This window comes from Pseudomonas sp. FW305-7 (assembly GCF_058786735.1).
The window spans coordinates 50,993-73,562 of the sequence record NZ_JBYSZA010000008.1; the positions used below are offsets into that span (position 1 = coordinate 50,993).

The window sequence follows — 22,570 nt, forward strand, 5'->3', positions numbered from 1 at the left end:
GGCTTAGATCCATTTCATATGGAGCCGTTGGCAATCACGATAAAAAAGGCATGAGGCGTATTGCCAGCTTCTTTGCCGCCCGCTTGCTAGACAACTCGCCGACCTGAACCGGTTCACCCAGCCGCGGATGACCGTCCGTCTGAGCGTGTGCGTCAACAGCATTGAGCACTGTGGTCATTGAATCCATGGCCGCTCAGGCGAAGAGTGGAGTCACAAGAAATCACTCACCGCACAGGTTAGAGGACGTCATGACCCAAGCTTTGATTTTCGATGCATTGCGCACGCCCCGTGGCAAAGGCAAGGCCGATGGCGCCTTGCACAGCGTCAAACCGGTGAATCTGGTTGCCGGCCTGTTGACCGCGCTGCAACAGCGCACCTCGCTGGACACCAGTCAGGTCGATGACGTGGTGCTCGGCTGCGTCACGCCGATTGGCGATCAAGGATCGGACATTGCCAAGACCGCCGTACAAGTCGCCGATTGGGACGTCAGCGTCGCGGGTGTGCAAATCAACCGGTTCTGCGCCTCGGGTCTGGAAGCGGTGAACCTCGGCGCGATGAAAGTGCGCTCAGGCTTCGAGGATCTTGTGGTGGTCGGCGGTGTCGAGTCGATGTCGCGGGTGCCGATGGGCAGCGACGGCGGCGCCTGGGCACTGGATCCGCAGACCAACCTGCACAGCCACTTCACCCCGCAGGGCGTCGGTGCGGACCTGATCGCCACAATCGAAGGTTTCAGCCGTCAAGATGTCGATGCCTACGCGCTGCACTCGCAGCAAAAAGCGGCGCGGGCGCGGGCCGATGGCTCGTTCAACAGGTCGCTGGTGCCGGTACGGGATCAGAACGGCATCATCCTGCTCGATCACGATGAGTTCATTCGTGCCGAGTCGACGCTGGAAGGTCTGGGCAAGCTCAAACCGAGCTTCGAAATGATCGGCCAGATGGGCTTCGATGCGACGGCGTTGCGGGTTTACAGCCATGTCGAGCGCATCAACCATGTGCACACACCGGGCAACAGTTCCGGCATCGTCGACGGTGCGGCGCTGATGTTGATCGGCTCTGAGGCCAAGGGGCGAGCATTGGGCCTGCAACCGCGGGCGCGCATTGTTGCCACGGCAGTCACCAGTACCGATCCGACGATCATGCTCACCGGTCCGGCGCCGGCTACCCGCAAAGCGCTGGCGAAGGCCGGTCTGCGGGTGGAAGACATCGACCTGTTCGAGGTCAACGAGGCGTTTGCTTCAGTGGTGCTGAAATTCATCAAAGACATGGCGGTCGACCCGGACAAGGTCAACGTCAACGGCGGCTCGATCGCCATGGGCCACCCGCTGGGCGCGACCGGTTGCGCGATCCTCGGCACCTTGCTCGATGAACTGGAAACCCGGCGCCTGCGTTATGGCCTGGCGACGCTGTGCGTCGGCGGCGGCATGGGCATTGCCACCATCATCGAACGTCTCTGAGCCCCGAATTCAAGGAACCTTGTTATGAACGAAGTCATTCGTTACGAAAAAGGCCAGGACGCCATCGTCGTCCTGACCATCGACATGCCGGGCCAGAGCGCCAATACCATGAACGCCGTGTACCGCGAGGCGATGGCGGCCTGTGTTGCCCGGCTTGTCAGTGAAAAAGACAGCATCGCCGGGGTCATCATTACCTCAGCGAAGAAAACCTTCTTTGCCGGCGGCGACCTGAATGAATTGATCAAGGTCGGCAAGCCCGAGGCCAAGGCCTTCTATGACATGGTGCTGACCCTCAAGGGGCAATTGCGCACTCTGGAAACCCTCGGCAAACCGGTGGTCGCGGCCATTAACGGCGCGGCGTTGGGCGGGGGCTGGGAAATCTGTCTCGCGTGTCATCATCGCGTGGCGCTGGACGATTCGTCAGTGCAACTGGGTCTGCCTGAAGTCACTCTGGGCCTGCTGCCGGGCGGCGGCGGGGTAGTGCGTATGGTGCGCATGCTCGGTATCGAAAAGGCGCTGCCGTATCTGCTCGAAGGCAAAAAGGTCCGTGCGCAACAGGCGTTGCAGGCCGGTTTGATCGACGAGCTGGCGACGGATCGCGATGAGTTACTGGCCAAGGCGCGCGCGTGGATCATTGCCAATCCGACGGCGGTGCAGCGTTGGGACGTGAAAGGCTATCAGATTCCCGGCGGCACACCGTCGAATCCGAAAGTCGCGCAAATGCTCGCGATTGCACCGTCGATCCTGCGCACCAAAACCCAAGGCACGTTGCCTGCGCCAGAGAAAATTCTCTGCGCGGCCGTGGAAGGCGCGCAGGTGGATTTCGACACTGCACACCTGATCGAAACCCGCTACTTCACCGAGTTGACCACCGGGCAGATCTCGAAAAACCTGATTGGTACCTTCTGGTTTCAACTCAACGAGATCAATGCCGGTGGCTCGCGTCCGCAAGGTTTTACGCCGTTCGTCACGCGCAAGGTCGGTGTGCTCGGCGCCGGGATGATGGGCGCCGGAATCGCTTTTGTCAGCGCCTCGGCCGGTATCGAGGTGGTGCTCAAGGACGTCAATCTTGCCGCAGCAGAGAAGGGCAAAGCCCATTCGGCAGCGCTGCTGGACAAGAAAGTGGCGCGCGGTCAGATGGATGCTGCGCAGCGGGAAGCGGTTCTGGCGCGGATCCAGACCAGTGAAGACGATGGCGATCTGGCCGGGTGTGATCTGATCATTGAGGCAGTGTTTGAAGATCGCGAACTGAAAGGCAAAGTCTCGGCAGCCGCGCAGAAAGTCGTCGGCGCTGAGGCTGTCATTGCCTCTAACACTTCGACCTTGCCGATCACCGGTCTGGCGACCGCCGTGCCCGATCAAAGCAAATTCATCGGTCTGCATTTCTTCAGCCCGGTGGAGAAAATGCCGCTGGTGGAGATCATCAAAGGCGCGCAGACCAGCGACGAAACCCTGGCGCGCGGGTTCGATTTCGTCCTGCAAATCAAGAAAACCCCGATCGTGGTCAACGACAGTCGCGGTTTCTTCACCTCACGGGTGTTCGGCACCTTCACCAATGAAGGCATCGCCATGCTCGGCGAAGGCGTGAGCGCGCCGATGATCGAGACCGAAGCGCGCAAGGCCGGGATGCCGGTCGGGCCTCTGGCGATCTCCGACGAAGTTTCCCTCAGCCTGATGAGCCATATCCGGAAGCAAACTGCCAAGGACCTACAGGCAGAAGGGAAACCGCTGATTGAGCACCCGGCGTTCGCCGTGATTGACTTGCTGCTCAACGAATACAAGCGTCCAGGCAAGGCCGCAGGTGGCGGTTTCTACGAATACCCGGTCGGTGGCCAGAAACATTTGTGGCCAGAACTGAAGACCCGTTTTGAGAAGGCCGACGGGCAAATCTCGCCGAAGGACGTGCGCGACCGGTTGCTATTCGTGCAAGCCATCGAAACCGTGCGTTGCGTGGAGGAGGGCGTACTCACCTCGACGGCGGACGCCAACGTCGGTTCGATCTTCGGCATCGGTTTTGCGGCATGGACCGGTGGGGCATTGCAGTTCATCAACCAGTACGGCGTTAAGGATTTCGTTGCGCGCGCGCACTATCTGGCGGAGCAATATGGCGAGCGTTTTGCGCCACCTGCGCTGTTGCTGGAAAAAGCGGCGAAAGGAGAGCTGTTCTAGGCGATAGGGAATACATTCCGGGGCTTGCCTTGCCAGGGTGTTTCAGGGCAGGCTCTGGGGTGTTCATTATTCCCATCACGTGTCAGGTATTTTTTATGTCGCTACGCATCTGCATTCTGGAAACCGACATCCTGCGTCCGGAACTGGTCGATCAATATCAGGGTTATGGGCAGATGTTTCAGCGCCTGTTCTCGCAGCAACCGATTGCCGCCGAGTTCACGGTCTACAACGTGATGCAGGGCGAATACCCGAGCGACGAACAGACTTTCGATGCGTACCTGGTCACCGGCAGCAAGGCCGATTCGTTTGGCACTGATCCGTGGATTCAGACCCTCAAGGAATACCTGCTGAACCGTTACGAGCGTGGCGACAAACTGCTTGGCGTATGTTTCGGCCATCAACTGCTGGCGCTATTGCTCGGTGGCAAGAGCGAACGCGCAACCCAGGGTTGGGGCGTCGGTACCCACAACTACAAACTCGCGGCCAAGGCGCCGTGGATGAACCCTGTGCGTGAAGAGCTGACGTTGCTGATCAGCCACCAGGATCAGGTCACTGCGCTACCGGAAAACGCTACGGTCATTGCTTCCAGTGATTTCTGCCCGTTTGCGGCGTATCACATCAACGATCAGGTGCTGTGTTTCCAGGGACATCCGGAATTCATTCACGATTATTCGCGTGCGCTACTGGACCTGCGTCAGGAAGCACTGGGTTCGCAGATTTACAGCAAAGGCGTGGCCAGCCTGGAGCAGGAGCACCATGGCACCACGGTGGCCGAGTGGATGATGCGTTTTGTGGCGCACAAGCCTGAGGCTAAAGCCGTTTAAAGCCGGATACGGACCCTGTGGCGAGGGAGCTTGCTCCCCCCCCACAGATCTACAACCACCCCGAGCGCTTGAAACTCGCCCACAAACTCACACACCCCACTGTAATAAAGCCCAACACGGCGAAGTATCCGTAATGCCAGCTCAACTCCGGCATGTTCTGGAAGTTCATCCCGTAAATCCCCGCCACCGCCGTCGGAAACGCCAGAATTGCCGCCCACGCGGCAAACTTGCGCTGCACCACGCTCTGCCGTGACGCTTCCAGCAACACACCAATTTCGATGGTCTGGCTGGCAATGTCGGCCAGCGTTGTCAGGTCTTCCATCTGCCGCGTCACATGGATCTGCACATCGCGAAAGTAGGGGCGCATGTTCTTGTCGATGAAGGGAAAGCTGAGCTTCTGTAGCTCTTCGCTGATTTCCACCATCGGCGCTGCGTATCGGCGCAAGCGAACAACATCACGGCGCAAGCCGTGCAGCTTCTGGATGTCGTGTTCGTTCAATGCACTGCACAACACGTTACGTTCAAGCTCATCAATCTCGGCATGAATCGCTTCGCCCACAGGCTGATAGTTCTCGATGACGAAATCGAGCAGCGCATAAAGTACGAAATCTTCCCCATGCTCCAGCAACAGCGGACGCGCCTCACAACGTTGACGGACATGGGCGTAGGACGCCGAGTGGCCGTTGCGCGCGGTAATGATGTAGCCCTTGCCCGCGAAAATGTGGGTTTCGATGAACTGCAGGATCCCGTGTTCGCGGATGGGCGAGTAGGTGACGATAAACAAAGCGTCGCCAAAGGTTTCCAGCTTCGGCCGACTGTGTTTCTCCAAGGCATCTTCGATGGCCAGTTCGTGCAGGTTGAACTGTCGCTGCAGGTTGGCCAGCTCTTGCGCGTCCGGCTCTTCAAGACCGATCCACACAAAGTGACCGGTTTTTGCGGCCCAGGCGGCGCCTTCATCAAGGGAAATATTGGTGACTTTCTTACCCGCGCTGTACACCGCAGCGGCAACAACTCGACCCATGGTGGTGGTTCACTTCTTCTTGGCAGTGGCAGGGAATACAAGGCTTTAGCTTAGCCGTGTCGCTGCTTGAGAGTCAGTGAAATCTGCACAGTTCAGCGGGCAAAGAAAAACCCGCACAGGGCGGGTTTGTTTTTCACGCGGCTTGCAGTTGTCGATCCATCGATGCGATGCACTCGCGCATCTGTTCGCGGCACTGCTGGATGAGCATGGGCATGTCGTCCATGGTCATTCCGGCGGTAGGAATGGCCGGCAGCGAGCGTATGAGAATTTTCCCGCTGCGCCAGTGATTCAGGCGCATGTGCTTGATATAACTGCTGACACACACCGGAACGATCGGCACCCCGGCGGCAATCGCCATCTGGAACGCGCCTTTCTTGAATGGCAGCAGCTCTTCGCCGAGGTTGCGTGTGCCTTCCGGAAATACCCAGATCGACGTGTCTTCGTTCTGCAAGGTATTCGTCGTGGTGAGCATCGATTGGCGCGCTTTGTGCGCATTCCCACGGTCGATCAACACGTTTCCGGCCAGCCAGAACAGTTGCCCGAACAGCGGCACCCATTTCAGGCTCTTCTTGCCAATGCAGACAGTCCGGCGCGGAACGACGTTACCGAACACGAACAGATCATAGTTGGATTGATGGTTGGCGATGATCACGCAACTGTCGGGCTTGTTCATCAAGCCGCTGACATCGGTCTTCACTCGCAGGCGCAGAATGCACATGGCCGGTAATGCGTAGAGGCGCGCGCACAGACGGCTGTTGTCCGGGTTGAATGGACGGCACACCCCGAGAATCACCCCGAGTACACCCGCCACCATAAAGTGCAGGCCCATCAATAACATACGAAACACGAACAGCATTTTCAGGCCCCACCGGGACAAAAGGTGGCGCAGTGTACGGATGTGCACTGTTTTCGGCAATTACCGCTATAGAGTCCGGAGATAGCCGATGTTTAAGCGCATGTTTCCGGCTGGGTTGTCAGACGCGTCCTAGAGCTATTGAGGTTTTGTAAACCGTGCATGCAAGAAAAAGCCCGACACGACGGTCGGGCTGTTCTTTATGGCGGGAATCGGGTGATTAACCCAAATGTTCCTGATCCTGGATGATCGCGTTATCCAGGGTTTCCAGCAGGGCTTTGCGCACTTTCAGCTTGGTGTTTTTGTGCGCAGTCATGTTGATCTTTTTCAACTGACGCGCAGCAGCGAGGGCGGCGCCTTGCAGTTCCTCGGCGGCAACTACCTTGTCGAGGAAGCCAGCATCCACAGCACTTTGCGGATCGAACATCTCGCCATTGATCACCGAGCGGTGAAACGCCGAGCGACGCAGGCGATCACGGGCCAGCTCGATACCGGCATGGTGCATGGTCATACCGATCTGCACTTCGTTCAGACCAATGCTGAACGGGCCGTCGACACCGATGCGGTAATCGGCGGACAACAGAATAAAGGCACCTTTGGCCACGGCGTGCCCCGGGCACGCAACAATCACCGGGAAGGGGTGAGAGAGTAAGCGACGAGCCAGCGTCGAACCGGCGGTCACCAGCGACACCGCTTCTTTAGGCCCGGCAGTCATGACTTTCAGGTCGTACCCGCCGGACAGAATCCCAGGCTGGCCGGTAATGATCACGATGGCACGATCAGCAACCGCCTGATCCAGCGCCGCGTTGAACGCCGCAATCACGTCCGGGGAAATGGCATTGACCTTGCCGTTACTCAGGGTCAGGGTCGCGATACCGTCTTCGAGGTGGTAGGCAATCAACTCACTCATGACGCTATTCCTTGTAAGAAAGATGGGCAGACGTTACCCACCACCGCAGGCCAGGTAAAGCGCCGTGACTGACCCGCCGGTCACCGATTACCGGCTCAACCGGCGTACCGCGCAGTTCTGCTTCTATATAGAAGGGCCATGCCCACCGAAGATTGGCCGGTTTGCCATGACTCATCGGCGGGGCAAAACGACTTTTTCTCTTAACCGCATGAAAATTCTGAAAAAAAGTTTGCCATCGGAAAAGCTTTCGACTACATTAGCGCGCCTCGACAGACAGAACATGTTTGAAGAGATACGGTGAAGTGTCCGAGTGGCTTAAGGAGCACGCCTGGAAAGTGTGTATACAGGAAACTGTATCGAGAGTTCGAATCTCTCCTTCACCGCCATATTTAGCTAAAAAGCCCCGTTTTTACGGGGCTTTTTTGTGCCTTGCGGATTTGTTCCCCCATTTGTTCCCCCATCCGGATTTTCGGGAATTATCCTGTCCTCCCCAGCACCGAAACTTAGCGGGGCTGGAGAGCGCAGGGCCTTTAGCTCCCCATTATGCTTTCTTACTTTTGATAATATTCAGGGTTCAAGCCTACTACCTCTTGGTTTGAGTTGACGCATATCTCTAACATGCAATCGTCGGATCCCCCAAAAGGAACATATTTGGGGAGGTCTTTACGAAGAATCTGTTTTCCCTCCAGATCGCAATAGTCGCTCTGAGGATCGCACCAGAGTTGGTAGATCCTGCCCGGTGTTGACGAAGGTGAAGTTTCTGCTTGTGCTGATGGGGCGAACACCTTCACCCCATCACGGTAGGTGGCCTCCTCAATCAAGTTTCCACTCTCGTCCCACTTTTTGACCACGCCATTTATCCTACCGTTTACGAATGGAGCTGCGGCGGTAGGTCTACCGGTTGTCGGGTTGAAATCTTGATGGATACCTACTCTATTGCCAGCGACAAATTCGCCCTGATAGGTAAGTGAACCGTTGGCTGAGTAGCGCTTCATTACACCGTTGAACTTCCCCTTGCTTGCGGTGCTTTCGTACGTCAAGGTCCCAGTGTTCTCATCAAATGCTTCCTGCTTGCCGTCTAGGAGTTTTGCTGACGTGCGAACGATGCTGACGACTTTTCCGGTTTTCGCGCTGTATCTCTTCAGTACCCCGTCAAACAGACCATTTTTAATCTCAGCCTCAACGAGCACGTGTGTTCCTGTTACGTCGAAAACTTCTGCATGCCCGTTTAGCGCTCCGTTTTCATAGATCGCTCGATAACGAACGATTTTCGAATTCGGATTTGAGCAGGAGATTTCGCCATCAAGGAAACCGTCTGTGACGTTGATCGTGCAAGCGAGGCGGCGCCCCATCAGGACATTGCTACTTTGTGCATCGGCACGGTTCATCATTACGATCATGTCATTGAGGCTCGCCTCAAAAGGTGTGCGCTCTTCTGAGAAGTTGGTGACCTGCCCAGTTAGGGGGTGGTCCTCTCCCATTTGGTAAATCTGTCCGTTGGAAATTTCCACGTGCCTTCCATCAACCACGTCTTCGAAGCAACCTGAAAGACCGAAGGCTGACAGTAAGACCACGCTTACTGCAGTGATTTTCTTAGCAAGCATTTAACTTCTCTCATAATTAAAAGCGGCCGGTAGCGGCCAGGGTTAGGTAGGTTTTTGCGTTATCAAGCCAGTGGAGATCGCGCGTGTTTCCTCTGAATAGTGCATATCAAATGGGTCGTAAATGCCGTGGTCGTAAAGGCATGCTAGTCGGACGATCTGCCTCATGGCAAGAATCTCCGCGGCTAAAGACAAAGAACTGAATCTCGTGAAATTGGGGGTAGCGGTGCGCGCCCGGCGAACAGCGCTAGAGCTGTCGCAAGAAGCGTTGGCTGATGGGGCAGAAATTGATCGCTCTCACATGGGGAAGATCGAGCGGGGAGAGCGAAACGTGACGTTTTTGAATATCGTGCGGATAGCGATGGCGCTTCGTTGCAAACCTTCTGACCTGCTTACTGATGCAGGTCTTTGAGTCCCGAGCAGGTCAAGCTGCGTCTGTCAAAATGCGGTTCTCTGATCTCCGACCACCCTCCAAAGCAAGGCGCAGGTCAATATCAGCGCAGCCATTAGCGTTTTGTATTTTACAGCGGCCAAAGCGACCAAAATGATCGCCAAGCTTCCCCCAAACAGTCCGATGATTGCGATCAACAGTCCGACAGAGCCTAGAATTTTCATCACTTGTTCCTCGAGGGGATGGCCGGCAAGCCTCAATAGGCTTAGCCGCGTCTGGGTGTTTTTGTTTTACGCTACAAGCGCTAAGGCTGTGTCTAAAGCTCGTTGTTTGATAGCCGCGCCTTGGCTAAACCATGCTGAATCTAGGCGGTAGTCTGCGTTTCTTGCTCGTCGCTTGTGGTCTACAAACTCCGTTACAGCGTTGAGTAGCCCCCATGCAGTACCGCTAGCAGAAGCTAAATTCGAACCGCGTCCTTGCCCTTCATAAAGCGCTTGAACGTCCCGTAGTGCACGTCCATTAGGAAGTACCTCCGGCAGCTCGCTCTTAGGGCTGATCTCACTTATGACGCTCATGAAATAACTCATTGCCTCTTTCCGTTGAACCTTACGGTCGGTGAGCGTGCGCATGCGGTACATAAAGTCGTCCCATTGCGAGACGGCTATTCCTAGCTGCTTTTTGATCTGAATAGGGTCAAAGCGGGTGCTGTGGGGAACTCTGATTGCTTGGCCGGAGCCCGCCAGGGCGATAGCAAGTGTGTTGTTGCACACCACCCTGACCGTGGTAGGCGTAGCCGTTGTCGCTAACGTTCCGTCGCACGATGTGGCAAGCAGCAGATAGCCGTTTACCAAGTCATTTCCCTTTAGGGTGGCCGCTTGCCCCGTGCGAGCTAGCGCCCAGAACTTGCGCCCCCCCTTCAACACTCCAGCCGTTTCTAGTTCGTAACCCGACACTTTTGTGAGATCTCGATAGAACTCAAGGACGTCGTGTGGTTGTACCACTTGGTAGCGGCTAGAGACGACAGAGAGTGCGGCCCTAGTGTCAGAGCGATATAGGACTTTTTGTTCAGGAAATGTATGTATAGAGCCGAATTGGCCTGTTACGTCTGACTTAAAATGTACGGGGCTTTCCGCAATTACCCAGTCCATTCCTGCCTCACGTTGCCAAACCTCTACGGGTTGTTTTTGAGTAAGGCGACTCCCGAGGCCGTGCCACGGTGTATCGCCGACATAAGCCATTTTTTCAATTTGATGAGACATCAGATGTGCGTCCTTTTCGTGCGAGCAGGCATAAACGCCGCGTGTAACGGCGAGCCTGAATGAGGGGTAGAGTTAAGGCTAACTAGCGGGGTGTTGCTTAATAACGTGATGGCCGCAGGTTGGACATTTTTGGCCGGGGAGCATTATGTGGACTAGCTGATCTCCTATTCCCATTCCGTCCCTGTAGCCGATAACCCCGCCGATAAGGCCGCTAACTGCGATTTTGGTGGCCAGTTCTACTGGAGACTCGGTTCGACGGGTAGAGCAGCTTGAAGCATTCGCGTACAACGCCGTTCGGACTCCACGATAAGCGCCGGAAATTGCTCCGATGCATGCTCCGATGCGGTAGGCATGGTTTCGTGGCGCGATGAGGTCAGAAAAGCACAGAGGGCAATGCAATGACATGTTTAGCTCCATATGCGGGGCGATTCATTGCGGTGATATAGATCTAAAAAAGGTTGGGATACGTGTGGGGATTTGGTCTTGGTCACCTGATGTCATCAGAGCTCGATGGCTATCTATTGGTTTTTGACATAAAAACCACAGCACTTGTTTAGGCTTAGCGGCTTGCGACCAGGCGACCGCTCACTAAAAAATGTTGAGTAAGTTTTTTACTAAGTATCCAAAATCATAGAGCTTTAGCGCATGACGAGGTCGGGCATTAAGGCGCTAGAGCTTCTTCACACAGTTCGCGATGAGATGATTCATGGGGGAGGCATTCGCAAAGTATCCTAGAGCGTAGTTACGCTCTGCGATAGGTAATGTCCGCGTGCCCACGGCAGACGCCCAGCTCTTCCAGTTGGAGGCTCCTGACTTCAAGATCCGAGCTCTGATAGCTTTGAGGCCAAACGTCTGATCCGGTATTTCTAGAACCTTCGCTGCGACAATTTCATACGCTTCAGAACGTTCATAAATTCCCATAACCAGCTCCCCGAACTCGTCGGTATTGCCGAGATGGTCCTCTGCAATTACGGCAAGCCAAAAGAGCTGGTACTCCAGCAATTCCGCCTCCGAATCGAGCAGTTGCGCAAAGCCTTTTGCGATCGCCTCCTTGTCATCCGAGGCAGCTACTAGTTTGTACAACTGCTTTGCAATGTTTGGAAAACGCAAGTAAAGCGTGGGAATCGCTGTGGCAGGAACTGCATTATTTTCCTGAAGGATGCCGAGGATGAGCTCAACGTCGTCTTCGTCGGCTCGGACATCAAGCAGTAAATCTTCGAGCTCTGAAATCTTCTCGTTTGAAATCTCGTCCTCGTAGTCATCGTCGTATTCGTCCTCGTCGCTTCCATCCGACCAGTCGCTGCCTGATCCGAAGTAAGTGCGAGGGCGGTCATCATCCAAAATTTCACGAAGTCTGATTCGTATCGTGGAGGCTGATTCGTTAACGGTACCGAGGCCGAAGTCAAAGCTAGTCTTTGCCGCATTTACGTTGAGCGCGACTACACCCAACAGATCCTGAATTTTCAGAAAGTCGCTCACAAGCGTGTCTCGAGAATCATCAAATAGATGGATGTCATCCATGAATCGTAACGAACAAGCGGATTTGATCTCGCCAGAGGTCTCAACGAAGCTTAGGAAGCCCGCTCCAATCATCTTAGTTGGGTACAAGCCATGTGGAAGGAAGTCGATCGACCTTCCTGAGTTGATCTCTCGCATAAAGGTGCCGAACGCTTTTACATCGTCATGCTTGACGTCTTTCAGACTGGCAAACCAGTTGGTTAGATCGTGGTGGTATATCGCGTTGAAGTATGAGGCGATGTCGAAGCTGAGCGAGTGTCCGAAATCGTCTCGCTCGGTATTGATGGCTCTGGTGTAATCACCGAACGCCTTATGTACCGCGATTGGGGAGCCTTCAACAAATTGATATCCGAAGGTGACTCGATCAGGTTTTTTTCGGCTACTGAAAGCTCGCCGGTTGCGATACACCAAGTCATAGATGAAGAAGGTGCAAACCGGGTCAAGGACGATCGTTCGCCTGAGATGATGGTTTGGTTTTGCCGCGTGTGCGCGCTCTTGCCCTAGAAAGTTGTAAGGCGCATCGTCTGGCAGGTCAGACAGCACTCGTCGGACATACTCTGCCAGTTCGGGGCCCGCGTTTTCCATCATCAGCTTGTTGGTTTTCAGAGGGAAGAGCCCGGACATGAAATCTAGTTCGAAGAAATCGCGGGTGTTCACAGTCGCTCCAAAGTAGGGGTTGTACAGATATCCAGAGGCGCTGGAAGCATCTTAGATAATGCACTGACATGTCTAGGCGGGGCGTAATCCCCCCCCCCCCCGGCTTTATAACGCTTTGAGAGGCGCTTGCAACCCGTCACGTCGCGGAGCTAACGCCAAGAGGGGGTGTACAAGGCAATACTCACTGGGTTGGAAGATCTCCAGGGTAGCCGGGATTTTAGTTACTACTCCGAATTGCTTAAATTTTGGCAGTGGTGCATGTCCCCGAAATGCGCTGCCAGCGCAGTCTTGCCAAGGTTAATCAACTGGTAAGGGCAGCTTCAAATCGGGTCAAAAAATGTTCAATTGATCAACCGGTAAGGCAAGTTGGCTGGTACTACCTTCCACACAAAATTTGCTAATGAAATTCCCAGTTAGCTTGAGTCACATCGCCAGAACTAGGTTAAAGCTAATTGTTTTGGGTGCCATCTCACACCGATGTGGCCCACTCAAGGCGCCTATCGCTCGCCGAAGTGGCTGAAAGATTCGCAGAATATAGTCAACATTGCTGATGGCCGGCCAATTGCCATTAGTGGTAGCGTCTAAGTACTAACAGGCTCCGTTTGTACCGCCTTGGTCGGCAAAGCGGATGCCTGATTTCTGAAAATTTCTTGCGATACAGGGATGTCATGGTGCGTATTACTAGCCCATCCAATGCTGGCGGGCCTGCGGCAAGGCAAGGTTTCAAGTATCAAGACCACGTAGCCGTCAGCTTCATTTTTAAGATGCTCCGCGATAGTAGCTACTCCCAGGTGGAGTGCGAGACCGCGGACGATATTGTCGCTGTATTCCACTGTGCGGGGGACTGCGTCAACGAGTACATCCAAGTCAAGACCACTGAAAGTGACAGTAAATGGAACTGGAAAGAGGTAACGGCGTTGGACGGTACCAAGGCTGATTCTACGTTGCTGCATAAGTCGTTGAAATGCGATAAGCGCCCAGGAAATGCTCGCTTTCGAATCGTGACCAAGCGCGACGTCGCAACGATTCTAGAGGGGTTCAAGATTGAGCTAGGGAAGCGGGTATTGCCTGACTCCACTACAGACCGAGGCACGACACTGGTCAAAAAATTCAAGAGGTTCGTCTCTCCGCAAAAACGGGATTTTGCATACTGGGCTGAGAATTGTGTCTGGCAGGTTTATGGCGATGTGGATGCGTTGGAGGCGTTCAATATAAAGGCTCTGTCTCAGCTCGCAGAAGGGCTTGGAAACCGCCCCAACTACACTCAATTGCAGACAATTTACGATGAGTTTCTGGAGATGGCTGATAAGGCTGCTACCGCTAACGCGAAGACAGCCGCTGCATCAAAGATCATTCTCCGTGAGCCGGCACTGGTGTACTTGAAAAAGCTATTGGATGAGGCTGACGACAAATCAGTAGCCACCTCCAAACCCTATAAAAAACGCCCGGAACCGTTCTTGGTCGAGTTTCACGGGAGCACCGAAGAAGGGCTGCTGCATTCATTTTCTGGCTTTGATGTGAAGTATTCGCTGAAAAAATGGAGGCATGAGCTCTTCGCAAAGCACCTTATTGAATGGCTTCCGGAGTTTTCCCTAAAGGCTAGCGAGATCGTCAATATCCTTGCGCACAACGCTGAGGCGATTCTCGCCCGGTCAATAAATGCTTTCGGCGGCAGTGAGCTCCCGCGTGACAGGCTCATTGCAGAATTGATTCTCCACGCCATCCTGCGCAGCCGCCAAAACAGCGAGCCCGTCGCTTGCAAAGTTTTCTACAAATCTGCCGGCAAGCTTTCTGAGTTTGGTAACGCTCATATCGTTCAGATACATGGTCAAGATGATCAGTTATGGCTTGGCCTTGCCCGCCTGATCCAAGCGAACAAAATGGATGAAACGTTGGAGCAGATCGGCGAAATCCTTGACAGTACGATCTCAGAAACGGCGCTGTCGGCAGAGCGTGAAATCATCATTTCGCTGCGCGAGCCCCTACACCACCAGCCCAAAGCAGATGCTTTCAACCAAGCCCTTCATCGTAATTCTCCAGTCGATGACATGCTGAGTGTCCTCTGCTTCCCCATCTTGTTGACCTATGACAGTGAAGCGCTCTCATCAGGCTGGCTCGCTGATTATGTAAGTAACCTCAAGATAGAAATCGAGAGCCATTTCAGTGCGTTTGCCACGCAACTGCCGGAGCACATCAAACAGGTGAAGATAATGGTCTTCCTAGTGCCTATGGAAAGCATTGAACTGTTGATCAAGGCTTTCAACGCACGCTGCGAAAAGCTGGAGGAGCTGTAGGCATGATGTACCTATTCTTGGTTTTGAACAGTAGAGCGCACTAGAGCGTGAGGACATCCCGAACGGCTCGACCAGTCTCGGGGAACTCAAGGAATGAAGCGGTCATGAACTACGAAACAATCAAAAACAAGCTGGCGAAACTTGGTGGCGAGGGCACATCGACAATTGATGTGTTGTTGGCCATCAATGCCACAGTCAATAGAAGCAACTCTGAGTGGGAAGGCCGCGACCTAGTGATCCGAGCCCTCGAAAAATTCAAGATTTTCGACACGGTCGAACAGTCGCTCCTGCTCAGCATGGTACGCGCCGTCGGACTGTTCCCTTACATTACGCCCCACCTCAGCAACATTGCGACTTCTGATCGTTTGGCCTATGAGGCTCACAGGGTTGAAGGTGTTGAGCAGGGAATGGTTTTCCATCACCTGCAGGCCCACGTCTTCAGCTTAATTATGCAAGGCCGGAACGTAGTGCTCAGCGCTTCTACAAGCGTCGGGAAAAGCCTCGTGATTGACGCTGTACTGGCGCAGCGACGATTCAAAAAGGTAGTTGTAATCGTACCGACCATTGCGCTGATCGATGAAACCCGTCGCCGCTTGGTCAAGCGTTTCAGAGACTTCAATCTGATCACACACCCCAGCCAGCAAGAAGTACCCGATGCAATTAACGTTTATCTCCTGACCCAGGAACGTGTCATCCAGCGTCCCGACCTTACGGATGTGGAGTTCTTCGTCTTGGACGAGTTCTACAAAATCGATTTGGCGAGTGACCTAGACGAGAGCACGAGAGCGATTGATCTGAGCTTGGCCTTCCACAAGCTGGCCACGACTGGTGCCCAGTTCTACATGCTAGGACCGCATATTCAGAAGATCTCTGGTTTGGATGGTTACGAGTATCACTTCATCCCGTCCGACTTCAGCACTGTCGCGGTCGACGTTCAGAATTTCAATCTAAGGATGCGCTCCGAGGAGAGAAAGGAAAAGCTGCTGGAGCTGGTCAAAACGCTGAACTCGCCCACTCTGATCTACTGCCAGGCGCCACCCAGTGCGAACAGGGTGGCCGAGTATTTGATTGAGGAGGCGGGACTTACTCCTGTGCCGGAAACGCAAGAAATCGCAGCATGGATTTCCAAGCACTACCACCCAGAATGGAACGTTGCCAAGGCAATCTCTCTCGGCATCGGAATTCACCATGGTGGCGTGCCACGCGCTCTGCAGCAGTACATTGTCAAGCTGTTCAACGAGGGCATCATCAAGCGAATCATCTGTACGTCGACGATGATTGAGGGCGTTAACACTTCGGCGGAGAACGTGATTATTTACGACCGCCGCCTGAATACTTCGACGTTCGATTACTTCACGTACAAGAACATTTCCGGTCGTGCAGGTCGCATGAACAAGTACTTTATCGGCAAGGTGTTCATGCTCGAAAGTCCCCCTTTGGAGAAGGGCCTGAGCGTCGAGTACCCCATCGGCAATCAAGATGAAAACTCTCCAATGGGGCTCTTGATGCAACTGGAACCTGAGTATCTGACGGATATCTCTCGCGGCAGACTTCAGGACGCGTACGCCAACCCGATATTGTCGCCGACGACCTTGATCGAAAACCGACACATTCCGATTGATCGGCAAGTCGAAGTGGCGGAAGCGATCATTCGAGACCTGCCGAGCAGCGGTAGACTGCTGGGCTGGAAAGGCATCCCAGAGCCGAGCCAGATCAACTACTTATGTGAGCTGGTTTTCAGCTTAGAAGGCGGTAACCTGATGGACTACGGGATAGTGTCCAGCTCGCAATTGGCGTGGCACATCAATGAGCTCCGAAATCAGAAAAACCTGCCCGCATATCTACGAGACGCGGTAGAGAATCGGCGACAAGAACACACACCCAGTGAAGCGATCAACCTTCGGCTGAAGTTCATCAGAAATATGGTCTGCTTCCGATTGCCTAGGAACATCATGGCCGTCAACAAAATCCAGGCCGACGTGTTCGCAAAAAGATTAATCGAGCCGGGCGATTTCAGCTTCTTTGCTGAGCAGCTCGAAAATATGTTCCTCGACCCGCTACTCACCGCATTAGACGAATACGGGATCCCCACTCAGATCTCGACTCAGATCAAAAGTCTCATCCTGCCATCGGAGCATCTGAATGACCTGCTGGCGAAACTTCGGGCACTGGCTCCGAGAATAGAGCGACTTAGACTGACCAGCTTTGAGCAGAGCTTGATGCGTTGGGCGGTGGCCGAAATGTAGCGACCTCCGGCTGCTGAGGATTCAAGCGAACAGGGGCATACCACGATACCGACGTTCTTAACTGATGTTCTTAAGCCCATTGCAGCCTTTCACGCAGGCTAGAATTGGTCAGAAGATGGAAATCGAGAGTTAAAACGGTTGATTAACTATAAGCTGACCCTGTTACGTCCCGATTTTTTAGCCCGATACAGGGCTAAGTCAGCCTGCTCAATCCAGTGTTCAAGGTCTTGGCCGGCGCCTGTTTCCACCAACCCGATACTGACGGTTGAATGCAGTATTCCCTGAGGTGTCTGCAGGGCTTCTTCGACCCACTGTGTACGCAAACGATCCAGCAGTACGACCGCCTGCTTTTCATCACTGTCGGGTAGCAGTAGCACAAACTCTTCGCCGCCGAATCGGGCAAAGATATCGGTTGTCCGTAACTGTTCCTGGCACAGTTGGCTGAAGCGTTGCAGTACCTGGTCGCCGGTTGCATGACCGTAGTTGTCATTTATGCGCTTGAAGTGATCCAGGTCGAAGACCGCCAGGCATACGGTTGAGCCATGGCGCTTGCTGCGCGCGAGTTCGGACTCTGCCCGTTCGGTAAAGGCCCGCCGGTTCAGTGCGCCGGTCAGTGGGTCGCGGGTGGCCAGGCGGCGTAGCTCATCCTCCAGCTTCTTGCGCTCGCTGACGTCACGTATCTCGGCCACCAGGTTGCCGTCGTCCAACGCCGCGATGTTCAACTCGGCAGCGAAGTCACTGCCATCGGCACGAATGGCGCGGCGGTCATGGCGTTCTCCGTCGGCCACTTGCAGTTGCAGCGCCAGGCTGTCTTCGGGGGCAAACAAGACGCTGAGGGGCTGGCCTAGCAAGGCCTGATGGGTGCGGGCAAATAGTGCCTCCATGATGGGGTTGGCATCGACAATGCGCTGTTCGTTCAACAGCACGACACCTGCACTGCTTATGTTCATCAGGCGCTCAAAACGGGCGGCACTGTTAACGGCGTTGTCGGCGTGTTGCTGGCTGTCGCGCAGGATACGGCGCATGGTCAGGAGGGCCAGGCCCACCAAGGCCATTACCCAGAATGGAATACCGAAGTTCAGGGGCAGGAGGTAGGCGACCGAGTGGCTGACTTCAGCATGGTTTACGCCATTCAGCCCCTCGATCAGTCCGACAATACCGCTTAACACCGTGACCAGTGCCAGTGCACCCAGCGCGATCGCTACGAAGCGGCGAACGCTGCGCAGTTCCTGTTCGCCTGTCGCGCGCCAGAGTGCCCGTGCGGCCAGCGCCAGTGGGGAGGCACTAAGCGCCGAGTAGATAGCGACCAGAAATTCCGAGTTGATCGGCATCACCCACGAATGCCAGATCACCACGCCGCTTCCGGCGGCGGCACTGGTGGGGACGATCCACCAATGTGCCGGTCGGCCAAGAAAACGGAACACCCCAACGGCCAGTAGCGCTTCGCCTGCCAGCTGCAGGGCGGCACCGGTGATATTCAGCAGGGGATTGTGGCCGGCCATATAGCCGAGCGATAGCAATAGCCCGAGTACCAGGGTCAGTACTCCGCAGGCCCATACACCAGGGCCACGATAGGGACGCGCGTAGTACCAGAGCGCTGTACAGGCAACGGCGGTCGCGGCCAGCACATTGATGCCCAACAGCAGGGGCGAAAAATAGAGGCTATTCATCCAGCATCCGGAGCCACGGTCGTGACGCTGCTAGGGCGTTCTGCAAGCGTAGCCCACAGCGTTACAGCTGTACTTAGGCGGCGTGCTGGGGTCAGCACTGGATTCAAGCATCCTACGCTTAGCGTATTGAGCGAAGCCGTCGCCATAGCGTGGTTCGACTGATTCCCAGTCGACGCGCCGCCTCGTCAAGATTGCCCTGACAGCTTTCCAGCGTCGCCTGTATGTGCTGCAGCTGTGCAGTTTTGCCAATTGCCTGCAAGTCGTTCGAGCGAGGCGGTTTTTGCTGGGCAGTTGGCGGGGAGAGGCCTTCCCAGAGTTCTGGTAACACGTGAGCCAGGTACTGCTCATCTACACCGTAGTCGCGGAAGATTTCATCGGTGGAGAGCATGGCTCGCTCGATTACGTTTTCCAGCTCCCTGACGTTTCCTGGCCAGCTGTGGCGCAAGAGGTACGGTAGCAGGGCATCAAGGGTGGCGGCAGCGGCCCTAGGTTGCCCCTGGGGCAGCAGGCGCTGGCTGATTCCCCGACAGATCAGCGGGATGTCCTCGGGCCGTTCGCGCAGAGGAGTGGTCTGCAGGCGAAGAATGTTGAGGCGGTAGTACAGGTCGGTACGGAACTCGCGCTCCTGTATGGCTGCACTCAGGTCCTGGTGAGTGGCGGCAATGATGCGGACATCAATGGAAATCGGCTCGGTGCCACCCAGGCGCAGGACTTCACGCTCCTGCAGCACCCGCAGCAAACGGGTCTGCAGTGACACCGGCATGTCCCCTATCTCGTCGAGGAACAGCGTGCCTCGGTGCGCCGCTTCGAACAGGCCTGGCTTGCCACCCTTGCGTGAACCGCTGAAGGCGCCTTCTTCATAGCCGAACAGTTCACTCTCCAGCAGGGATTCGGGAAAAGCGGCGCAGTTGATGGCGACGAAGGGGTTCTTCCAGCGTGGGCTTTCGTTATGGATACCTTGGGCCAGCAGCTCCTTGCCGGTTCCACTTTCGCCGGTGATAAGAATGGTTGATTGGCTGGTGGCGAAACGTTTGGCCAGTTGCAGCATTTCGCGGTGGGCTTTGCTGCTGCCATCCAGCTGGTCGAGCCGGTAACGGGCAGCGAACACGCCGGGACGGCGGGTAGAGCGGATGCGCTGGTCGGCGCGCTGCACGGCGGTAATGTCCTGGCAGGTCAGGACCAGTCCGGTGCGTTCGCCGTTCTCCAATATAGGCAGCAAGTTGCTGACCACGGCGTGCGAGCCGAGCCGGATCACCCGGTTTTCCTCACTAGCGCCATCCTGCAGCGCCTGCTGCAAGTCCAGCTCCGGACATAACTGTTGCAAGGGTCGCCCCAGCGCTGCACCGATTGGCAGTTCCAGCAGCTGGGCGAGGGCCGGATTGAGTGATTGCACCATGCCCTGGTTGTCGACTGCCGCGACGCCGGCGGGGATATGTTTCAGCACCGCATCCAGATGCCGTCGCTTGGCGATCTCGATACGTTGGCTGTCGAGAATGCCCATGGCTTCTTCCAAGGCCTTTCGCGCAGTGTCCTCGCTCAGCGAAAGCACGCCGTGCAGCCCTGCCTGCTCGGCCAATTCCACCACCGTCGACGAGCCAATGATGCTGTGGCAGCCCAGCCGCGCCGCCTGCTCGACTGCCTGGCGGGCCTCCTCAAGCGTGGTGTAGGCGGCCTGGTGGATCCGGACCGTGAAGAGGGCGGCCATGGCTTGCAGATCCTGGTTGACGCGGCGGTAACTGATGACTGCCACCTGCGTGGAGACCTCACTGGCCTGCCCCAACGCCCGCAAAAGGTCGCCACCGCCAACTCGCATGGCCAGGACCGGGCGCGTCAGGTGTTTACGCAAGTAGGCAGCCGTAGCCCCGGCGCAGACGAACACATCGGCCTTGCCTGCCGCTTCCAGTTCGCGGGCCGTCTGCAGTGCTTCTGTCACCGAGGTATCAAGCACCTCGATATGGCTGTCGGGATAGTCCGGCGTCAGCCTGGTAACGACATGGGCGAGTCGGCTGCGTTGTTGGGGGCGCTGCAGGTGGCTTATCAGCACCACGACCTGGGAGGAAGGAGGGTTCATGGTCGGATCAGTTCATTGTTGAAGTGTTTCAATACTGAATGAATGGATTGCACAGCTGCAATAACAGGCTTTCCGATCCGTTGCTTCAATGCGCTCAAGCCCAGGCTTTATGCGGCCTGCCAGTCACGCTTGATAAGTTGGCCCATGGCTTGCTCAGGGGGACTGCCCACTCAACAGCAAGGCAGAGTCCACAGATCCATGAGCAGTTCTTCGACTATTTCTCTAGCCAGCCATGCACTCGAGAGCGCGTCTGGCGATTACCGCTTAGCCGAGTTCATCCGTGAACAGGCGGCGGCAGTACAGGTGGTCATCCAGGCTCGCAAGCGCCTGAGCGGTGGCGCCATTCAGGAAAACTGGTTGCTGGACCTGCTGATAGAGGGCGGCCCCTGGGCCGGCTCCCGGAGGTGGGTGCTGCGTAGTGACGCCCTTTCCGCTCTGCCCGCCAGCCTGGATCGGGAGCAGGAGTTCGCCGTATTGCAGGTGGTTTATCAGGCCGGCGTGAAGGTGCCGCGCCCGCTTTGGTTATGTCGCGATAGCCGGGTCAATGGGCGGGTGTTCTTTCTGATGGAGTACGTGCCGGGTATCGCCGCCGGGCGGTTGCTGAGTGCAGGTGCCGGGCCCCAGGGGCAGGCGCGGCTGGCAGCGCAGCTAGGTGCCAACCTGGCGCGACTGCATCAGGTCCGCCCACCGTGCGCCACCCTGGATTTCCTGCCAATGCCGGACAGCTCGCCGGCGCTGGCGACCATCAAGGCCTACCGCCGCTACCTCGACACCCTCGCCGATGCCTATCCAGTGCTGGAGTGGGGGTTGCGCTGGTGCGAGCTGCAGGTTCCGCCCAGCAGCGGCGTGTGCCTGCTGCACCGCGACTACCGCACGGGTAACTACCTGGCCAGCGAACAGGGCCTTGAGGCTGTGCTGGATTGGGAGTTCACCGGCTGGGGCGACCCTTGCGAGGACCTGGGGTGGTTTACCGCCCGTTGCTGGCGCTTCACTCGGCCTGACCTCGAAGCGGGTGGCATCGCCTTGCTGGAGGATTTCCTACGGGGCTACCACGAGGTTTCTGCCCTGCGTATCGAGCGCAGCCAGCTGCATTACTGGCAGGTCATGGCCACCTTGCGTTGGGCGGTGATCGCCCTGCAGCAAGGCCAGCGTCACCTCTGCGGTGAAGAACCCTCCCTCGAACTGGCGTTGACTGCACGCCTGTTGCCCGAACTCGAGCTCGACATCCTGAACCTGACTGGAGCCGAAGCACCATGACCCAGCCGAATGCCGCTGAACTGCTCGACATTGCCCGCCTGACGCTGCTGGAACAGATCTCTCCGGGGTTGCCCGGCGAGCTGCGTTATCCGCTGCTGATGATCGCCAACGCCATGGCCATCGCCGCCCGGGAAAGTCGCTCCAAGGCCAGGCTCGATGATCAGGAGCAGACCTGTCTGGCGGCCCTGGTCGATGAGGCTCCGGCCACTCTGCCCGAGGTCCGCCGCCGGCTGGCAGTTGCTATCCGTGCCGGTGCACATGATGCGCCGCCAGCCCGTCGCAAGCTGGTTGGAACACTGCGCGACATCACGCTTGCTCAACTGGCGATCAGCAATCCCAAGGCCGTGCCTTGAGCACGGTTGGCCATCCCTACAT

The 22,570-nt window shown here is 56.1% G+C and carries 18 protein-coding genes and 1 tRNA gene; 10 read left to right on the plus strand and 9 right to left on the minus strand.

Annotated features, from left to right (window positions below; all coding sequences use genetic code 11):
- Positions 1-248: 248 nt before the first annotated feature.
- From AC3WMT_RS12445 to AC3WMT_RS12455, 3 genes are all read left to right on the plus strand, one after another.
- Positions 249-1,454 carry an acetyl-CoA C-acetyltransferase gene (locus AC3WMT_RS12445; RefSeq protein WP_103303814.1) on the plus strand — a complete coding sequence of 402 codons (1,206 nt, stop codon included), beginning with the start codon at positions 249-251 and terminating at the stop codon, positions 1,452-1,454.
- Positions 1,455-1,478: 24 nt separating this feature from the next.
- Entirely contained in the window at positions 1,479-3,623 is a 2,145-nt protein-coding gene (locus AC3WMT_RS12450) for a 3-hydroxyacyl-CoA dehydrogenase NAD-binding domain-containing protein (protein WP_103303815.1), read from the plus strand.
- Between the two features lie 95 nt (positions 3,624-3,718).
- Positions 3,719-4,447 carry an amidotransferase gene (locus AC3WMT_RS12455; RefSeq protein ID WP_103303816.1) on the plus strand — a complete coding sequence of 243 codons (729 nt, stop codon included), beginning with the start codon at positions 3,719-3,721 and terminating at the stop codon, positions 4,445-4,447.
- Between the two features lie 49 nt (positions 4,448-4,496).
- Here the strand turns inward: AC3WMT_RS12455 and AC3WMT_RS12460 are convergent, their stop codons facing one another.
- From AC3WMT_RS12460 to AC3WMT_RS12470, 3 genes are all read right to left on the minus strand, one after another.
- Positions 4,497-5,468, minus strand: coding sequence for a magnesium and cobalt transport protein CorA (locus AC3WMT_RS12460; RefSeq protein ID WP_100848073.1), 972 nt, complete (start codon positions 5,466-5,468; stop codon positions 4,497-4,499).
- A gap of 133 nt (positions 5,469-5,601) precedes the next feature.
- Positions 5,602-6,324, minus strand: a complete 723-nt coding sequence (locus tag AC3WMT_RS12465) for a lysophospholipid acyltransferase family protein (RefSeq protein ID WP_103303817.1) — start codon at positions 6,322-6,324, stop codon at positions 5,602-5,604.
- A gap of 217 nt (positions 6,325-6,541) precedes the next feature.
- Positions 6,542-7,231: a crotonase/enoyl-CoA hydratase family protein gene (locus tag AC3WMT_RS12470; protein WP_103303818.1), complete on the minus strand. Its 690-nt coding sequence runs from the start codon at positions 7,229-7,231 to the stop codon at positions 6,542-6,544.
- Positions 7,232-7,295: 64 nt separating this feature from the next.
- Here AC3WMT_RS12470 and AC3WMT_RS12475 point away from each other — a divergent pair, with 64 nt between their 5' ends.
- Both AC3WMT_RS12475 and AC3WMT_RS12480 read left to right on the plus strand, forming a co-directional pair.
- Complete coding sequence (locus AC3WMT_RS12475) at positions 7,296-7,532, plus strand: hypothetical protein (RefSeq protein ID WP_146041236.1); 237 nt, start codon at positions 7,296-7,298, stop codon at positions 7,530-7,532.
- Positions 7,528-7,617 (plus strand) — tRNA-Ser (locus tag AC3WMT_RS12480). Before AC3WMT_RS12475 ends, AC3WMT_RS12480 begins: the two co-directional genes overlap by 5 nt.
- A 165-nt stretch (positions 7,618-7,782) precedes the next feature.
- Here AC3WMT_RS12480 and AC3WMT_RS12485 read toward each other — a convergent pair.
- Positions 7,783-8,835, minus strand: coding sequence for a toxin-antitoxin system YwqK family antitoxin (locus AC3WMT_RS12485; RefSeq protein ID WP_103303819.1), 1,053 nt, complete (start codon positions 8,833-8,835; stop codon positions 7,783-7,785).
- Positions 8,836-8,998: 163 nt separating this feature from the next.
- On the opposite strand from AC3WMT_RS12485, the gene AC3WMT_RS12490 reads away from it, so the two are divergent.
- On the plus strand, positions 8,999-9,244 hold the full coding sequence (locus tag AC3WMT_RS12490) for a helix-turn-helix domain-containing protein (protein ID WP_103303820.1): 246 nt from the start codon (positions 8,999-9,001) through the stop codon (positions 9,242-9,244).
- 26 nt (positions 9,245-9,270) lie between these two features.
- Here the strand turns inward: AC3WMT_RS12490 and AC3WMT_RS12495 are convergent, their stop codons facing one another.
- The 3 genes from AC3WMT_RS12495 to drt5 all read right to left on the minus strand — a co-directional run bounded on the left by AC3WMT_RS12495 (position 9,271) and on the right by drt5 (position 12,657).
- A complete protein-coding gene (locus AC3WMT_RS12495; protein WP_158249170.1) occupies positions 9,271-9,447 on the minus strand; it encodes a hypothetical protein in 177 nt (58 codons plus the stop codon).
- A 66-nt stretch (positions 9,448-9,513) separates the two neighbouring features.
- On the minus strand, positions 9,514-10,482 hold the full coding sequence (locus AC3WMT_RS12500) for a DUF932 domain-containing protein (protein WP_103303821.1): 969 nt from the start codon (positions 10,480-10,482) through the stop codon (positions 9,514-9,516).
- A 669-nt stretch (positions 10,483-11,151) separates the two neighbouring features.
- On the minus strand, positions 11,152-12,657 hold the full coding sequence (gene drt5, locus AC3WMT_RS12505) for an antiviral reverse transcriptase Drt5 (protein WP_103303822.1): 1,506 nt from the start codon (positions 12,655-12,657) through the stop codon (positions 11,152-11,154).
- A gap of 668 nt (positions 12,658-13,325) precedes the next feature.
- On the opposite strand from drt5, the gene AC3WMT_RS12510 reads away from it, so the two are divergent.
- Together AC3WMT_RS12510 and AC3WMT_RS12515 are read left to right on the plus strand one after the other, a co-directional pair.
- Positions 13,326-14,951, plus strand: coding sequence for a HamA C-terminal domain-containing protein (locus AC3WMT_RS12510; protein ID WP_177431392.1), 1,626 nt, complete (start codon positions 13,326-13,328; stop codon positions 14,949-14,951).
- Positions 14,952-15,055: 104 nt separating this feature from the next.
- Positions 15,056-17,197: a DEAD/DEAH box helicase gene (locus AC3WMT_RS12515; RefSeq protein ID WP_103303823.1), complete on the plus strand. Its 2,142-nt coding sequence runs from the start codon at positions 15,056-15,058 to the stop codon at positions 17,195-17,197.
- A gap of 146 nt (positions 17,198-17,343) precedes the next feature.
- On the opposite strand, the gene AC3WMT_RS12520 is transcribed toward AC3WMT_RS12515, so the two are convergent.
- A complete protein-coding gene (locus AC3WMT_RS12520) occupies positions 17,344-18,867 on the minus strand; it encodes a GGDEF domain-containing protein (protein ID WP_103303824.1) in 1,524 nt (507 codons plus the stop codon).
- 118 nt (positions 18,868-18,985) lie between these two features.
- Complete coding sequence (gene prpR / locus AC3WMT_RS12525; protein WP_103303825.1) at positions 18,986-20,938, minus strand: propionate catabolism operon regulatory protein PrpR; 1,953 nt, start codon at positions 20,936-20,938, stop codon at positions 18,986-18,988.
- Between the two features lie 198 nt (positions 20,939-21,136).
- Here prpR and AC3WMT_RS12530 point away from each other — a divergent pair, with 198 nt between their 5' ends.
- Both AC3WMT_RS12530 and AC3WMT_RS12535 read left to right on the plus strand, forming a co-directional pair.
- Positions 21,137-22,195 carry a phosphotransferase family protein gene (locus AC3WMT_RS12530; protein ID WP_103303826.1) on the plus strand — a complete coding sequence of 353 codons (1,059 nt, stop codon included), beginning with the start codon at positions 21,137-21,139 and terminating at the stop codon, positions 22,193-22,195.
- Positions 22,192-22,548, plus strand: coding sequence for a DUF6285 domain-containing protein (locus AC3WMT_RS12535; RefSeq protein ID WP_103303827.1), 357 nt, complete (start codon positions 22,192-22,194; stop codon positions 22,546-22,548). The genes AC3WMT_RS12530 and AC3WMT_RS12535 overlap by 4 nt, the downstream gene beginning before the upstream one ends.
- The last annotated feature ends 22 nt before the right edge of the window (positions 22,549-22,570 follow it).

Coding starts and splice junctions, on each gene's coding strand:
- AC3WMT_RS12445 (WP_103303814.1), top strand. CDS start 249: ATGACCCAAGCTTTGATTTTCGATGCATTGCGCACGCCCCGTGGCAAA.
- AC3WMT_RS12450 (WP_103303815.1), top strand. CDS start 1,479: ATGAACGAAGTCATTCGTTACGAAAAAGGCCAGGACGCCATCGTCGTC.
- AC3WMT_RS12455 (WP_103303816.1), top strand. CDS start 3,719: ATGTCGCTACGCATCTGCATTCTGGAAACCGACATCCTGCGTCCGGAA.
- AC3WMT_RS12460 (WP_100848073.1), bottom strand. CDS start 5,468: ATGGGTCGAGTTGTTGCCGCTGCGGTGTACAGCGCGGGTAAGAAAGTC.
- AC3WMT_RS12465 (WP_103303817.1), bottom strand. CDS start 6,324: ATGCTGTTCGTGTTTCGTATGTTATTGATGGGCCTGCACTTTATGGTG.
- AC3WMT_RS12470 (WP_103303818.1), bottom strand. CDS start 7,231: ATGAGTGAGTTGATTGCCTACCACCTCGAAGACGGTATCGCGACCCTG.
- AC3WMT_RS12485 (WP_103303819.1), bottom strand. CDS start 8,835: ATGCTTGCTAAGAAAATCACTGCAGTAAGCGTGGTCTTACTGTCAGCC.
- AC3WMT_RS12490 (WP_103303820.1), top strand. CDS start 8,999: ATGGCAAGAATCTCCGCGGCTAAAGACAAAGAACTGAATCTCGTGAAA.
- AC3WMT_RS12495 (WP_158249170.1), bottom strand. CDS start 9,447: ATGAAAATTCTAGGCTCTGTCGGACTGTTGATCGCAATCATCGGACTG.
- AC3WMT_RS12500 (WP_103303821.1), bottom strand. CDS start 10,482: ATGTCTCATCAAATTGAAAAAATGGCTTATGTCGGCGATACACCGTGG.
- AC3WMT_RS12510 (WP_177431392.1), top strand. CDS start 13,326: ATGGTGCGTATTACTAGCCCATCCAATGCTGGCGGGCCTGCGGCAAGG.
- AC3WMT_RS12515 (WP_103303823.1), top strand. CDS start 15,056: ATGAACTACGAAACAATCAAAAACAAGCTGGCGAAACTTGGTGGCGAG.
- AC3WMT_RS12520 (WP_103303824.1), bottom strand. CDS start 18,867: ATGAATAGCCTCTATTTTTCGCCCCTGCTGTTGGGCATCAATGTGCTG.
- prpR (WP_103303825.1), bottom strand. CDS start 20,938: ATGAACCCTCCTTCCTCCCAGGTCGTGGTGCTGATAAGCCACCTGCAG.
- AC3WMT_RS12530 (WP_103303826.1), top strand. CDS start 21,137: ATGAGCAGTTCTTCGACTATTTCTCTAGCCAGCCATGCACTCGAGAGC.
- AC3WMT_RS12535 (WP_103303827.1), top strand. CDS start 22,192: ATGACCCAGCCGAATGCCGCTGAACTGCTCGACATTGCCCGCCTGACG.